12 protein-coding genes and 2 tRNA genes are annotated in these 14,189 nt (G+C 60.0%); all 14 read left to right on the top strand.

Features of this window, described 5'->3' with window-relative positions:
• Positions 1-7: 7 nt before the first annotated feature.
• Entirely contained in the window at positions 8-1,120 is a 1,113-nt protein-coding gene (asd, locus tag FHL07_RS22660) for an aspartate-semialdehyde dehydrogenase (RefSeq protein WP_095002435.1), read from the top strand.
• A 166-nt stretch (positions 1,121-1,286) separates the two neighbouring features.
• Complete coding sequence (locus FHL07_RS22655) at positions 1,287-2,297, top strand: aspartate-semialdehyde dehydrogenase (protein ID WP_095002436.1); 1,011 nt, start codon at positions 1,287-1,289, stop codon at positions 2,295-2,297.
• A 61-nt stretch (positions 2,298-2,358) separates the two neighbouring features.
• Positions 2,359-4,707, top strand: coding sequence for a FimV/HubP family polar landmark protein (locus FHL07_RS22650; protein ID WP_138738931.1), 2,349 nt, complete (start codon positions 2,359-2,361; stop codon positions 4,705-4,707).
• Positions 4,708-4,959: 252 nt separating this feature from the next.
• Entirely contained in the window at positions 4,960-5,784 is an 825-nt protein-coding gene (gene truA, locus FHL07_RS22645; RefSeq protein WP_095002438.1) for a tRNA pseudouridine(38-40) synthase TruA, read from the top strand.
• Positions 5,785-5,840: 56 nt separating this feature from the next.
• Entirely contained in the window at positions 5,841-6,464 is a 624-nt protein-coding gene (locus FHL07_RS22640; RefSeq protein ID WP_095027201.1) for a phosphoribosylanthranilate isomerase, read from the top strand.
• 268 nt (positions 6,465-6,732) lie between these two features.
• A complete protein-coding gene (gene accD, locus FHL07_RS22635; RefSeq protein ID WP_095002440.1) occupies positions 6,733-7,653 on the top strand; it encodes an acetyl-CoA carboxylase, carboxyltransferase subunit beta in 921 nt (306 codons plus the stop codon).
• On the top strand, positions 7,650-8,957 hold the full coding sequence (gene folC / locus FHL07_RS22630) for a bifunctional tetrahydrofolate synthase/dihydrofolate synthase (protein WP_095027202.1): 1,308 nt from the start codon (positions 7,650-7,652) through the stop codon (positions 8,955-8,957). Before accD ends, folC begins: the two co-directional genes overlap by 4 nt.
• Positions 8,941-9,567, top strand: coding sequence for an SPOR domain-containing protein (locus tag FHL07_RS22625; protein WP_095002442.1), 627 nt, complete (start codon positions 8,941-8,943; stop codon positions 9,565-9,567). The genes folC and FHL07_RS22625 overlap by 17 nt, the downstream gene beginning before the upstream one ends.
• A 106-nt stretch (positions 9,568-9,673) precedes the next feature.
• Complete coding sequence (locus FHL07_RS22620) at positions 9,674-10,231, top strand: CvpA family protein (protein WP_095002443.1); 558 nt, start codon at positions 9,674-9,676, stop codon at positions 10,229-10,231.
• A gap of 41 nt (positions 10,232-10,272) precedes the next feature.
• Entirely contained in the window at positions 10,273-11,778 is a 1,506-nt protein-coding gene (gene purF, locus FHL07_RS22615) for an amidophosphoribosyltransferase (RefSeq protein ID WP_095002444.1), read from the top strand.
• A gap of 72 nt (positions 11,779-11,850) precedes the next feature.
• Positions 11,851-13,062 (top strand): O-succinylhomoserine sulfhydrylase, encoded by a 1,212-nt coding sequence (locus tag FHL07_RS22610; protein ID WP_095027204.1) that lies wholly within the window; start codon positions 11,851-11,853, stop codon positions 13,060-13,062.
• An 8-nt stretch (positions 13,063-13,070) separates the two neighbouring features.
• Entirely contained in the window at positions 13,071-13,838 is a 768-nt protein-coding gene (locus FHL07_RS22605) for an SDR family oxidoreductase (RefSeq protein ID WP_373557893.1), read from the top strand.
• A gap of 92 nt (positions 13,839-13,930) precedes the next feature.
• Positions 13,931-14,011 (top strand) — tRNA-Asp (locus tag FHL07_RS22600).
• Between the two features lie 102 nt (positions 14,012-14,113).
• A tRNA-Asp gene (locus tag FHL07_RS22595) sits at positions 14,114-14,187 on the top strand.
• Positions 14,188-14,189 lie beyond the last annotated feature (2 nt).

Below are 14,189 nucleotides of genomic sequence, written 5' to 3'. Positions count from 1 at the left end.
AGTTGCGATGAAACGTGTAGGTCTGGTCGGTTGGCGCGGTATGGTTGGTTCCGTGCTCATGCAGCGGATGCTGGAAGAGCAGGATTTCGATCTGATCGAACCGGTGTTTTTCACCACTTCCAATGTCGGTGGACAAGGTCCGTCCGTGGGCAAGGATATTGCCCCGCTCAAGGATGCTTACAACATTGAAGAGCTGAAAACCCTCGATGTAATCCTGACCTGCCAGGGCGGCGACTACACCAGCGAGGTGTTCCCCAAGCTGCGTGAGGCGGGCTGGCAAGGTTACTGGATCGATGCAGCGTCGACCCTGCGCATGCAGGATGATGCGGTCATTATTCTGGACCCGGTCAACCGCAAGGTCATCGACCAGCAGCTGGATGCCGGCACCAAAAACTATATCGGCGGCAACTGCACTGTCAGCCTGATGCTGATGGGTCTGGGCGGTCTGTTCGAAGCCGGTCTGGTAGAGTGGATGAGCGCCATGACCTACCAGGCGGCTTCGGGCGCCGGTGCGCAGAACATGCGCGAGTTGATCAAGCAGATGGGCACCACCCATGCGGCGGTCGCCGATCAACTGGCCGACCCGGCCAGCGCCATCCTCGATATCGACCGTCGTGTGGCCGAGGCTATGCGCAGCGATGCCTACCCGACCGAAAACTTCGGTGTGCCATTGGCCGGCAGCCTGATCCCGTGGATCGACAAAGAGCTGCCGAACGGTCAAAGCCGTGAAGAGTGGAAAGCGCAGGCAGAAACCAACAAGATCCTGGGTCGCTTCAAGAACCCGGTTCCGGTGGACGGTATCTGCGTACGTATCGGTGCGATGCGTTGCCACAGCCAGGCCTTGACCATCAAGCTGAACAAAGATGTGCCTATCGCCGATATCGAAGGTTTGATCAGCCAGCACAATCCCTGGGTCAAGCTGGTGCCAAACCAGCGTGAAGCCAGCATCCAGGAACTGAGCCCGACGAAGGTTACCGGCACCCTGAATGTACCGGTTGGCCGTCTGCGCAAGCTGAACATGGGTTCGCAGTTCCTCGGTGCCTTTACCGTGGGCGACCAGTTGCTGTGGGGCGCGGCAGAACCGCTGCGCCGCATGCTGCGGATTTTGCTGGAGCGTTAATTCGCCACCGGCAGGTTCAAGCCCGCGTCTCGCAAGAGGCGCGGGCTTTTTATTGGATGATCAGCTGCTACGAATTGTCATCATCCATCAAATCGGCCGGGCGCGTTGCCTGTCGGGGTTGTGCCCGGTACAGTGCCGCTCCCCACGTTTCGCCTGAGGTAGATACATGAACCAGTCCTTTGATATCGCCGTCGTTGGCGCCACCGGCACTGTCGGCGAAACCATCGTACAAATGCTCGAAGAGCGTGATTTTCCGGTTGGCAAGTTGCACTTGCTGGCCAGCAGTGAATCTGACGGGCATTCGGTGCCTTTTCGCGGTAAAAACGTCAGGGTGCGCGATGTCGACACGTTCGATTTCAGCAGCGTACAGCTGGCATTCTTTGCCGCAGGCCCTGCCGTGACCTTGAGTTTTGCTGCCAAAGCCAGTGCAGCCGGCTGCATGGTGGTCGACCTGTCCGGGGCTTTGCCGTCTGCACAGGCGCCGCAGGTGGTACCTGAAGCCAACGCGCAGGTGCTGGCAACCTTGAAAAAGCCACTGCAAGTCAGCAGCCCGAGTCCTTCGGCCACCGCACTGGCCGTGGTGCTGGCGCCTTTGCTAAGAGTGCTGGAAATTCAGCGGGTCAATGTGACGGCCTGCATGGCAGTTTCCGCTCAAGGCCGTGAAGCGGTCTCGGAGCTGGCACGCCAAACCACCGCGCTGCTGAACCTGCATCCGCTGGAAACCAGCTTCTTTGATCGTCAGATGGCCTTCAACGTCCTGGCCCAGGTCGGCACGCCGGACGCACAGGGCCATGTGCCGCTGGAAAAACGTTTGGTCAATGAGCTGCGCGAAGTTCTGGCTATGCCTACGCTGAAGGTATCGGCCAGCAGTGTGCAAGTGCCGGTATTTTTTGGTGACAGCTTCAGCGTGTCCCTGCAACTGGCCGGGCCGGTGGATCTGGTTGAAGTCAATGCCGCCCTCGAGGCAGGTGAGGGTATCGAGCTGGTGGAAGCCGGTGACTACCCGACTGCTGTTGGCGATGCCGTAGGTCAGGATGTGGTGTATGTCGGTCGAGTGCGTCACGGTGTGGACGACACATCTGAACTTAATCTGTGGCTGACGTCAGATAACGTACGCAAGGGTGGCGCATTGAACGCCGTGCAGTTGGCTGAGTTGTTGATAAAAGACCAACTGTAAAAGATACTTGGCTGCTATACAGGTCTCGTGGGACGAGGCCTGTACCAATAAGGAAGAGGCTATGGTTCAGGTTCGCAAATTGGTGTTGGCAATCGCTGCCGCTTCGGCGCTGTCATCCGGTATGGCGCAGGCGCTTGAGCTTGGGGAGCTGACGCTCAAGTCGGCGCAGAACCAGCCGCTGCTGGCAGAAATCGAGCTGCTCGATGTCAAGGACCTGACTGCTGCGCAAGTGGTGCCAAGCCTTGCCCCCGAACAGGAGTTCAGCAAGGCCGGAGTTCCGCGCCCGGCGTTTCTGGATGATTTGCGCTTTACCCCGATCATCAACGCCGATGGCAAGAGCGTATTGCGCGTCACCTCCAGCCAGCCGCTGTCCGAACCTTTTGTGAACTTCCTGGTGCAGGTGATGTGGCCCAACGGCCGCTTGATGCGCGACTACAGCGTGTTGCTCGATCCCGCCCGGTTCTCGCCGCAGGCCGCGTCGGCGGCATCAACGTCTGCGCCTGCTGCGCCCGTGCAGTACACCACCACGTCCCGTGACACACTGTGGGAGATCGCCGCCAAGGCGCGCAACGGCGGCTCGGTGCAGCAGACCATGCTGGCAATTCAGGCCCTGAACCCTGATGCGTTTATCAACGGCAATATCAACCGGCTTAAAACCGGCCAGGTGCTGCGCCTGCCAGATGCCTCGCAAAGTGTGCAATTGCCCCAGGCCAGGGCCATCAACGAAGTGGCGTCGCAAAATGCCGACTGGCGCAGTGGCCGTCGCACCGTACCGTTGGCCCAGCAACTCGATGCAACCGGTCGCAAGCCTGTACCGGCGCCTGCCGCCAAGGCTGTGCATCAGGATGCCTTGAGTCTGGTTTCCGCTCAGGCAGGCAAGGGTGCTGCCGGGGATGCGAAAAAACTGGCTGACCAGCTGGCGATGACTCAGGAAGGTCTGGACAGCAGCCGTCGTGAAAATGCCGAGCTGCAAGACCGGATGAAAGACCTGCAAAGCCAGTTGGACAAGCTGCAGCGTTTGATTGAATTGAAGAACGATCAACTGGCCAGGCTGGAGGCCGGCAAAGGTGCGCCTGTCGACCCGGCAGTTGCGTTGGCCGGCGTGCAGGCCGCTGATGCGCCTGAAGCCGATATTGCGCCGGCAATCGAAGGTGCGCCGGCCACTGCAGTGGCACCAAGTCCTGAAGACACCGGGGCGACGCAAGGCCATGAGCGAAACATTCAGGACCTGCTGAACAGCCCGCTATTACTGGGGCTTGTCGGCGGCGGGGCGGTCTTGTTGCTGCTCTTGCTGTTGTTGCTCGTGCGTCGGCGCAAGGCGCTGCAAGAAGCGCAAAAACATGCGCGAATGGCTCGGGATCTTGAAAATGAGTCCGGGTTTGCAGCCGATCTGGATCTGCCGCAAAGCAGTTTTGAGGGGCTTGAAACGCCGTCGCGCAGTATCGATCCTGCACCTGCACCTGCACCGGTCGTGGAGGCAGTAGCTCCGGTGGTCGCGCCGGTTACCCTGGCCAAGCCTGCGGCTGATGTGCTGGATCAGGCCGAGCGGTTGATTGAGCAGCGTCAGTTGAGCGAGGCCGTTGTATTGCTCAAGGCTGCGATCGATCGGGAGCCCCAGCGCAGTGATTTGCGTCTTGAGTTGATGCGGGTTTACGCCGAACTGGGTGATCGTGACGCTTTTATCGCTCAAGAGCGCCAACTGGTAGCCAATGGCAAGAATCACGCTCAGGTCGAGCAGCTCAAAAATCGTTATCCTGGCATGGCGGTGGCGGCAGCGGCCGGCATTGCTACCGCAGCGGTGGCCACCCAGCTGCAAGCGCAATTTGTCCAGGACATGATGCGCGACGATCGCGAGGTCGAACCTCAGCCGGAGCCTGCTGCACCTGCACCTGCAGCGTTCGATCACGATTTTGATCTGAGCCTTGATGAACTGGAAGCGGCTTCCCCTGCGGTGGTGACGCCAGAACCTGCAGGGCTCGACAAGCCGGCGGCAGACAGTTTCGAAGCGGTGCTTGAACAGCAGGCTCAGGTTCAGGCAGCTCACGAAGGGGCGTCGGACTTTGATCTGGACCTGCCGGCGGACTTTGACCTGTCCCTGGCTGAAGAAAGCGCTCCACCCGCTGTGGCGGCGGACAGCTTTGCCCTTGAGCTCGACAAGGTCAATGCCGAGTTGCATCGCCTGTCGCAAAGCCTTGAGCAATCATCGCTGGAACAGCCCTTTGCCGATGATGAGCCGGAATTCGACTTCCTCTCTGGCGCCGATGAAACGGCCACCAAACTCGATCTGGCCCAGGCCTATATCGATATGGGTGACGACGAAGGTGCGCGGGATATTCTGACCGAGGTCATGGAGGAGGGTAATCCACAGCAGCAGGCCGAAGCCCTGGAAATGATGGCACGCCTGACCTGAGTGAAACTCCTTTAGATACTCTGTTGCCGGTCAACCCTCCCTGTGGGAGCGAGCCAGCTCGCGAACGACCTTCGCGAGCTGGCTCGCTCCCACAGTTGAAATGTCCTTTGGCAGCTGATACGAAGCCTGGTTTGTCTGACGTTCCGGTGAAATGTTTCATGGCGTCTTGCCGGGTGCGCCCTATAATGGCCGCCTTTGCGTTTATGAGCAGGCTGCAAGTCCTTGGCAAATATAGATAACCCGGCCGCTGAAATGGCCGCGGAAGGTTTTTACCGAATCGCCCTTGGGGTGGAATACAAAGGTTCGCGCTACAGCGGCTGGCAGCGCCAGGCCAATGGTGTGCTGACCGTCCAGGAAACCCTGGAAAACGCCCTGTCCAAAGTGGCCGCCTCACCGGTCTCCCTGATGTGCGCCGGGCGTACGGATGCCGGTGTGCATGCCTGCGGGCAGGTGGTGCATTTTGACACCCGGGCCGAGCGCTCCCTGAAAGCCTGGGTCATGGGCGCCAATATCAATTTGCCCCATGACATCAGCGTCACCTGGGCCCAGGTCATGCCCGCGCACTTCCATGCCCGCTTCAAGGCCATCGCCCGGCGCTACCGCTATGTGATCTACAACGATCAGATCCGGCCGGCCCATCTGAATCAGGAAATCACCTGGAACCACCGCCCGCTGGATGTCGAGCGTATGGCCGAGGCAGCTCGACACCTGTTGGGCGTGCATGATTTCAGTGCCTTTCGCGCCGGACAGTGCCAGGCCAAATCCCCGATCAAGGAAATGCACCATCTGCGCGTGACCCGTCACGGCAACATGATTGTGCTGGATATTCGTGCCAGTGCCTTTCTGCATCATATGGTGCGCAATATCGCCGGGGTGCTGATGACTATCGGCACGGGCGAGCGGCCGGTGGAGTGGATCAAGGAAGTGCTGGAGAGCCGCGAGCGGCGCTCGGGCGGTGTGACGGCCCATCCCTACGGCCTGTATCTGGTGCAAGTTGAATACCGCGACGAGTTCCAGTTGCCGGAACGTTACATTGGTCCACATTTCTTGACCGGTTTTAGCGGCCTGGACGGCTGACGCCCGGATAAGCATTTGTTACCATCCGGGGCTTTCGCGTTCGGGGTGTTATCGAGATGTCCGTTGTTCGCAGCAAGATCTGCGGTATTACCCGCATAGAAGATGCACTGGCTGCGGTCGAGGCCGGGGCTGACGCCATAGGCTTCGTGTTCTACGCCAAGAGCCCGCGCTCAGTCACGGCCGCGCAGGCGCGGGCCATTATTGCCGCCTTGCCGCCTTTCGTGACTTCGGTGGGGTTGTTCGTCAATGCCAGCGCCTGTGAGCTGAACGAAACCCTGGATGCCGTGCCGCTGGATCTGCTGCAGTTTCATGGCGATGAAACCCCGGAGCAGTGCGAAGGCTATCACCGTCCTTATATCAAGGCGTTGCGGGTCAAGGCCGGTGATGACATCGCCGGTGCCTGCAAGGCCTATGCAGGGGCCAGCGGTATTTTGCTCGATGCCTATGTTGAAGGTGTACCGGGTGGAACTGGTCAGGCATTTGACTGGTCTTTGATACCTCAGGGTTTGCACAAGCCGATTATCCTGGCCGGCGGCCTGACGCCCGACAACGTTGCAGGCGCCATCGCCCGGGTGCAGCCCTACGCCGTGGATGTCAGTGGCGGCGTTGAAAAGAGCAAGGGCATCAAGGATCACGACAGGATTCGTGCCTTTATGCGGGCAGTGCGCACGGCAAACTGATGCGGATGTGACGGCTGGCACTCTGCCGCCGTCCATCAATACCGCTCTGCGAAGCAGGCGGGCCCGGTGAGAAGACGGGCAGAAATTTAAGTGGCGGCCGCTCTGGTGCGTGCTGTCGGTAAGGCTGAGGGTTGCAGGGTTTTGCTGGTTTGCCGAGTGCGGACCGCGGTTCCGGCAATTATCGCCACACACCTGATTAATTTAGCTCAAGGGCATACACGGGGCCTGAACTGAACTGTTCTGGCCACCGGTACTGGAGAAAGAAAGCATGAGCAACTGGTTGGTAGACAAGCTGATTCCTTCGATCATGCGTTCCGAGGTCAAAAAGAGCTCGGTACCTGAAGGCCTGTGGCACAAATGCCCGTCCTGCGACGCTGTGCTTTATCGTCCGGAGCTGGAAAAGACCCTGGACGTTTGCCCGAAATGCAATCACCACATGCGTATCGGCGCCCGCGCCCGCATTGATATCTTCCTGGACGCCGACGGCCGTGCCGAACTGGGTGCAGACCTGGAGCCGGTTGACCGTCTCAAGTTCCGTGACAGCAAGAAGTACAAGGACCGTCTGGTCGGCGCGCAAAAGCAGACCGGCGAAAAAGACGCCCTGATCTCCATGAGCGGTACCTTGCTGGGCATGCCGGTGGTGGTGTCGGCCTTCGAGTTCTCCTTCATGGGTGGCTCTATGGGTGCCATTGTTGGCGAGCGCTTCGTGCGTGCGGCCAATTACGCCCTTGAACACCGCTGCCCGATGATCTGCTTCGCAGCCTCGGGCGGTGCGCGGATGCAGGAAGCCCTGATCTCCCTGATGCAAATGGCCAAGACCTCGGCGGTACTGGCGCGTCTGCGTGAAGAAGGCATCCCTTTCATCTCGGTACTGACCGACCCGGTATACGGCGGTGTTTCGGCCAGCCTGGCGATGCTGGGTGACGTGATCGTGGCTGAGCCTAAGGCGCTGATCGGTTTTGCCGGTCCGCGTGTTATCGAGCAGACCGTTCGCGAAAAACTGCCGGAAGGTTTCCAGCGCAGCGAGTTCCTGCTGGAGCACGGCGCCATCGACCTGATCGTTGCACGTCAGGAGCTGCGTCCGCGCCTGGGCAACCTGCTGGCGCAAATGATGGGCTTGCCGACTCCGGTGTTCGTGGCCGCGCCTGTTGAAACCATCGTTGTTCCGCCGGCACCTGCGAACCTATGACCCAGCGCACCCTTGGCGAGTGGCTCGCCTATCTTGAGCAGTTGCATCCATCGGCCATCGATATGGGTCTGGATCGCGCACGCGAGGTAACGAACCGCTTGGGGCTGCAAAAGCCTGCGCCTCGGGTGGTGACGGTTACGGGTACCAATGGCAAGGGCTCGACCTGTGCGTTTGTGGCTTCGTTGCTGCAGGCGCAAGGGCTCAAGGTGGGGGTTTACAGTTCGCCCCACCTGCTGCGCTATAACGAGCGCGTACAAATTGAGGGTGTTGAAGTCTCGGACGAGCTGCTTTGCGAGGCCTTTGCGGCCCTGGATGCAGGGCGCGGCGAGACATCCCTTACATATTTTGAAATGGGTACGCTGGCAGCCTTCTGGTTGTTCGAGCGTGCCCAGCTGGATGCCGTGGTGCTGGAAGTCGGCCTGGGCGGGCGCCTGGATGCGGTCAATCTGGTGGATGCCGACCTGGCGCTGGTGACCAGTATCGGTGTCGATCATATTGAGTATCTGGGCAACACCCGCGAATCCGTGGGCTTTGAAAAGGCCGGGATTTTCCGTGCCGGCAAGCCGGCCCTGTGTGGCGATCTGAACCCGCCGCATACATTGCTCGACAAGGCTGCAGAGCTAGGTTGCCCGCTGTTTCTGCGCGGTCGTGACTTTGATCTGGCCAGTACCGATCAGGTCTGGCATTGGCGTGGTCAGGATGCCCGGGGGCAATTGATCGAGCTGCGCGATATTCCGCTGCTGGATCTGCCGATGGAAAACGCGGCGCTGGCCGTGCAGGCCTATGCGTTGACCGATCTGCCCTGGCAGCCGGAGCGCATTGTCGCGGCGCTGGCAGGTACTCGCATCACGGGGCGCCTGGATCGTCGCCAGTTCAGCTGGAAGGGCAAGCCCTTGCATACACTGCTGGATGTAGGGCACAACCCCCATGCCGCCGAGTATCTGGCGCGGCGCCTGGCGCAGCGGCCGGTGGCAGGCAAGCGCCTGGCGGTGTTCGGTTTGCTGGCCGACAAGGACCTGGATGGCGTAGTGTCACAACTGACGGGCTCGGTCGCGCATTGGGCAGTTGCGCCGCTGGATACCCCGCGCACGCGCCCGGGCGCTGAAGTCGAGGCCGCGCTGCAGGGTTTTGGGGCGGCTGTTTCGGCTTATGCCAGCGTGGAGCAAGCGCTTGAGGCACAGTGCGAACGGGCCACGACTGACGACGAAATCCTGTTGTTCGGATCATTTTATTGTGTTGCCGAAGCGCTCGAGTGGTTGGAGCGGCGTGCCACGCAGGAGGCTGCAAATGGCTTTGCTGGATAAGGCGTACAAACAAAGGATGGTGGGTGCCCTGGTGCTGGTGGCGCTGGCGGTTATTTTTCTGCCGATGCTGTTCTCCCGACAGGACGAACTGCGTCAGATTGAGGTGGATGCACCGAGCGCCCCTGAGATGCCGGTAATGCCGCAGGTCAAGGTCGAGCCGGTTGCCGTGCCTGAGCCTCAGGTGATCCCTGAGGAACCGGCTCCGGTTGAGCAGCCGGTTGTCGAGCAGCAGGCACCAGCCCCGGTCGCACCGGTCGTGGCAAAGCCTGCAGTGGCTGCGCCCAAGCCTCCGGCTGTCACGCCGGCGCAAACCGTTGCCCAGGCACCGGCCAAGCTGGACACCACGCAAAAGCGTGTCGACCCCAATGGCTTGCCAATCAGCTGGTCGGTGCAACTGGTGAGCCTGTCCAATCGGGCCAGTGCTGATAACCTGCAAAAAACCCTTCGCAATCAAGGCTATAACGCTTATGTGCGATCTTCCGGCGGGATGAACCGGGTTTTTGTCGGCCCATTGCTTGAGCGTGCAGAGGCCGATCGCCTGCGCGATTTGCTTGGCAAGCAGCAAAACCTCAAGGGTTTTGTGGTGCGCTTCCAGCCTGAACGTGGCTGACAGCGTAAAAAGGTTCAATCTGATTGCACAAGCACGGATAAATCGCCTTACCTGAGCGGCGGCGCTCTGCTAAAATGCGCCGCCTCATCTATCCGTAGGCTGAACTGTGCCATTTACCTGGGTTGACTGGGCGATCGTTGCAATCATCGCCATCTCCGCTTTGATCAGCTTGAAGCGCGGCTTCGTAAAAGAAGCATTGTCGCTGTGCACCTGGATCATTGCCGGGGTCGTTGCCTGGATGTTCGGCGGTTCGCTGTCGCAATACCTCTCCGGATACATCGAAACACCTTCCGCCCGCGTTATCGCAGGGTGCACCATCATGTTTGTGGCCACCTTGCTGGTAGGCGCAATGATCAATTTTCTTATCGGCGAACTGATTCGCGTCACCGGCCTGTCCGGGACCGATCGTTTTCTCGGCATGGCCTTCGGTGCTGCGCGTGGCGCATTGCTGGTGGTCACTGCGGTCGGGCTGTTGAGCCTGGGGCCGGTACAGCAGGACTCATGGTGGCAGGAGTCACGGCTCGTGCCACAATTTCTATTGGTTGCCGACTGGTCCAAAAACCTCATTCTGGGGTGGAGCAGTCAGTGGCTGGCCAGCGGAATCAGCGTACCCGCTGACATTCCGTTCAAGGAGCATCTCTTGCCGGCTACCCAGCCCAAGTGAGTGGTGTTCAGTTCAGATCCATTAAGTAGGGGTTGCGTCGCATGTGTGGCATCGTCGGTATCGTCGGTAAGTCGAACGTCAATCAGGCGCTGTATGACGCGCTAACCGTCCTCCAGCACCGCGGCCAGGATGCTGCCGGTATTGTGACCAGCCATAATGGCCGGTTATTTCTGCGCAAGGACAACGGGCTGGTTCGTGACGTCTTTCATCAGCGTCATATGCAGCGCCTGGTCGGCAACGTGGGCATTGGCCACGTGCGCTATCCAACCGCTGGCAGCTCGACTTCAGCTGAAGCCCAGCCGTTTTATGTCAACTCGCCGTATGGCATCACCCTGGCGCATAACGGCAACCTGACCAACGTTGAACAGCTGGCCAAGGAGATTTACGAATCTGATTTGCGTCACGTCAACACCAACTCCGATTCGGAAGTGTTGCTTAACGTTTTCGCTCACGAACTGGCGCAGCGCGGCAAATTACAGCCGACTGAAGAAGACGTGTTTGCTGCCGTGACTGACGTGCACAACCGTTGCCGTGGCGGTTACGCCGTGGTTGCGATGATCACCGGTTATGGCATCGTCGGTTTCCGCGACCCGAACGGCATTCGTCCGATTGTCTTCGGTCAGCGTCATACCGACGAAGGCGTCGAGTACATGATCGCCTCCGAGAGCGTTTCCCTGGATGTACTGGGCTTTACCCTGATCCGCGATCTGGCGCCGGGTGAAGCGGTTTACATCACTGAAGACGGCAAGCTGCATACCCGTCAGTGTGCGGTAAACCCGAAACTGACCCCGTGCATCTTCGAGCACGTGTATCTGGCGCGCCCGGACTCGATCATCGACGGTGTGTCGGTGTACAAGGCCCGTCTGCGCATGGGCGAGAAACTCGCCGAGAAGATCCTGCGTGAGCGTCCTGAGCACGATATCGACGTGGTGATCCCGATTCCGGACACCAGCCGCTGCGCTGCACTGGAACTGGCCAACCACCTGGGCGTCAAGTTCCGCGAAGGCTTCGTGAAAAACCGTTACATCGGTCGTACCTTCATCATGCCGGGCCAGGCTGCACGTAAAAAATCCGTGCGCCAGAAGCTCAACGCCATCGAACTCGAGTTCCGCGGCAAGAACGTGATGCTGGTGGATGACTCGATCGTGCGCGGTACCACCTGCAAGCAGATCATTCAGATGGCCCGCGAAGCCGGCGCCAAGAACGTTTACTTCTGCTCGGCGGCCCCGGCGGTTCGTTACCCGAACGTGTATGGCATCGACATGCCAAGCGCTCACGAACTGATCGCCCATAACCGCAGCACCCAGGAAGTGGCCGAGCTGATCGGCGCCGACTGGCTGATCTATCAGGACCTGCCTGACCTGATCGACGCTGTCGGTGGTGGCAAGATCAAGATCGATGCGTTCGATTGTGCAGTGTTTGACGGCAAGTACGTCACCGGCGATATTGACGACAACTACCTGGAGCGAATCGAGCGTGCGCGCAACGATGCTTCCAAGGTGATTGCCCAGGGCGTCGGTGCGACGATAGGCTTGTACAACAACTAAGTGTTCACCAAACCGGCCCTGATGGGCCGGTTTGCGTTTATCCAATACAAAGTAGAGCAAGGAGTGGGCAGCATGAGTCAGGATTGGGATGCGGGTCGGCTGGACAGCGACCTTGAGGGCGTAGCGTTCGACACCCTGGCGGTGCGTGCTGGCCAGCACCGTACGCCGGAAGGTGAGCACGGTGATGCAATGTTCCTGACCTCCAGCTACGTGTTCCGCACAGCGGCAGACGCGGCAGCGCGGTTCTCGGGCGAGGTGGCAGGCAATGTTTATTCGCGTTACACCAACCCCACCGTTCGTGCTTTCGAAGAGCGCATCGCCGCCCTTGAAGGTGCCGAGCAGGCTGTAGCCACGGCGACGGGCATGGCAGCCATTCTGTCGGTGGTGATGAGCCTGTGCAGCGCCGGCGACCATATCCTGGTCTCGCGCAGTGTGTTCGGTTCGACCATTAGCCTGTTTGAGAAGTACTTCAAGCGCTTTGGCGTGCAGGTCGATTACGTGCCGTTGGCCGAACTGGCTGGCTGGGACGCGGCGATCAAGCCCAACACCAAGCTGCTGTTTGTCGAGTCGCCGTCCAACCCGCTGGCCGAGCTGGTCGATATCGCCGCGCTGGCTGAAATCGCCCACGCCAAGGGTGCCTTGCTGGTGGTCGACAACTGTTTTTGCACGCCAGCCTTGCAACAGCCGCTGAAGCTGGGTGCAGACATCGTGGTGCATTCGGCAACCAAGTTCATCGATGGCCAGGGTCGTTGCATGGGTGGGGTAGTGGCCGGTCGTGGCGAGCTGATGAAAGAAATCGTCGGTTTCCTGCGTACCGCCGGGCCGACTCTGAGCCCGTTCAACGCGTGGATCTTCCTCAAGGGTCTGGAGACCCTCAACCTGCGCATGCGCGCTCACTGCGCCAGTGCCCAGGCCCTGGCCGAGTGGCTGGAGCAGCAGGATGGCGTAGAGAAGGTTCACTACGCCGGTCTCAAGAGCCATCCACAGTACGAATTGGCCCTGCGCCAGCAGCGCGGCTTTGGTGCCGTGGTCAGTTTTGAGGTCAAGGGCGGCAAAGAAGGCGCGTGGCGCTTTATCGACGCGACACGTCTGATCTCGATCACTGCCAACCTGGGTGACAGCAAAACCACGATTACTCATCCGGCGACCACTTCCCATGGTCGCCTGGCACCGCAAGAGCGTGAAGCGGCCGGTATTCGTGACAGCCTGATCCGCATCGCCGTAGGCCTGGAAGATGTCAGTGACCTGCAAGCCGACCTCGCACGAGGCCTGGCCGCGCTGTGACCGACTGGATGCTCGAGGCGCCGGTAAGCGGCAATGGCCGTGTAGCACTGGTCACCGGTGCTGCGCGGGGCATTGGCCTGGGCATTGCAGCCTGGCTGGTCAGTGAAGGCTGGCAAGTGGTGCTCAGCGACATTGACCGCGCCCGGGGCACAAAAGTGGCCAAGGCGCTGGGCGACAGTGCCTGGTTTGTGCGCATGGATGTGTCGGTTGAAGACGATGTCATCCAGTGTGTCGCGCAAGTGCTGGGGCAGTTCGGACGGCTGGACGGGCTGGTGTGCAACGCCGCGATTGCGGACCCGCACAACACGCCCCTGGAAAGCCTCGATCTGGAGCACTGGAACCGCGTGCTGGCGGTCAATCTCACCGGGCCGATGTTGCTGGCCAAGCATTGTGCGCCGTATCTGCGTGCCCATTGCGGGGCGATCGTCAACCTGGCTTCCACCCGTGCGCGCCAGTCGGAGCCTGATACCGAGGCTTACGTGGCAAGCAAGGGCGGGTTGCTGGCATTGACCCATGCGCTGGCCATCAGCCTTGGCCCGCAAATCAGGGTCAATGCTGTCAGCCCGGGCTGGATCGACGCCCGTGATCCATCTGTAAGGCGTGCAGCGCCGTTGACGGACGCCGATCACGCTCAGCACCCTGCTGGCAGGGCAGGGGTTGTGGAGGACGTTGCCGCGATGGTTGCCTGGTTGTTGTCGCGCAACTCCGGTTTTGTCACGGGTCAGGAGTTTGTGGTGGATGGCGGCATGAGCAAGAAGATGATCTATGGCGATTAAGGCCAGGCCACTATTTTTGCTTGTTTTGAAAAAAACCAATCTTGTCCTTGACTTAGCTTCGATAGGTGCGTAAATTTCGCGGCCTCAACGAAGCAAAGGGCGGTAGTTCAGTCGGTTAGAATACCGGCCTGTCACGCCGGGGGTCGCGGGTTCGAGTCCCGTCCGCTGCGCCATATTTGTACAAATCAGGTTCGCCTGGTTTGCGATTGAAAAGCACCGAAGCTCTTCAGTCACAGGTTTTAAAAGTTTCAAACGGACGCAAGTCCGAGCGATACGCAGCGGTAGTTCAGTCGGTTAGAATACCGGCCTGTCACGCCGGGGGTCGCGGGTTCGAGTCCCGTCCGCTGCGCC

Origin of the sequence: Pseudomonas sp. FSL W7-0098 (genome assembly GCF_005930585.1) — a bacterium.
GTDB lineage: Bacteria > Pseudomonadota > Gammaproteobacteria > Pseudomonadales > Pseudomonadaceae > Aquipseudomonas > Aquipseudomonas bubulae.
The sequence above is the reverse complement of the archived record's forward strand: the minus strand, read 5'-3'. Positions and strand labels throughout refer to the sequence as shown.

Excerpts from the sequence above, each read along its gene's own strand:
- asd (WP_095002435.1), top strand. The coding sequence starts at position 8 with ATGAAACGTGTAGGTCTGGTCGGTTGGCGCGGTATGGTTGGTTCCGTG.
- FHL07_RS22655 (WP_095002436.1), top strand. The coding sequence starts at position 1,287 with ATGAACCAGTCCTTTGATATCGCCGTCGTTGGCGCCACCGGCACTGTC.
- FHL07_RS22650 (WP_138738931.1), top strand. The coding sequence starts at position 2,359 with ATGGTTCAGGTTCGCAAATTGGTGTTGGCAATCGCTGCCGCTTCGGCG.
- truA (WP_095002438.1), top strand. The coding sequence starts at position 4,960 with ATGGCCGCGGAAGGTTTTTACCGAATCGCCCTTGGGGTGGAATACAAA.
- FHL07_RS22640 (WP_095027201.1), top strand. The coding sequence starts at position 5,841 with ATGTCCGTTGTTCGCAGCAAGATCTGCGGTATTACCCGCATAGAAGAT.
- accD (WP_095002440.1), top strand. The coding sequence starts at position 6,733 with ATGAGCAACTGGTTGGTAGACAAGCTGATTCCTTCGATCATGCGTTCC.
- folC (WP_095027202.1), top strand. The coding sequence starts at position 7,650 with ATGACCCAGCGCACCCTTGGCGAGTGGCTCGCCTATCTTGAGCAGTTG.
- FHL07_RS22625 (WP_095002442.1), top strand. The coding sequence starts at position 8,941 with ATGGCTTTGCTGGATAAGGCGTACAAACAAAGGATGGTGGGTGCCCTG.
- purF (WP_095002444.1), top strand. The coding sequence starts at position 10,273 with ATGTGTGGCATCGTCGGTATCGTCGGTAAGTCGAACGTCAATCAGGCG.
- FHL07_RS22610 (WP_095027204.1), top strand. The coding sequence starts at position 11,851 with ATGAGTCAGGATTGGGATGCGGGTCGGCTGGACAGCGACCTTGAGGGC.
- FHL07_RS22605 (WP_373557893.1), top strand. The coding sequence starts at position 13,071 with ATGCTCGAGGCGCCGGTAAGCGGCAATGGCCGTGTAGCACTGGTCACC.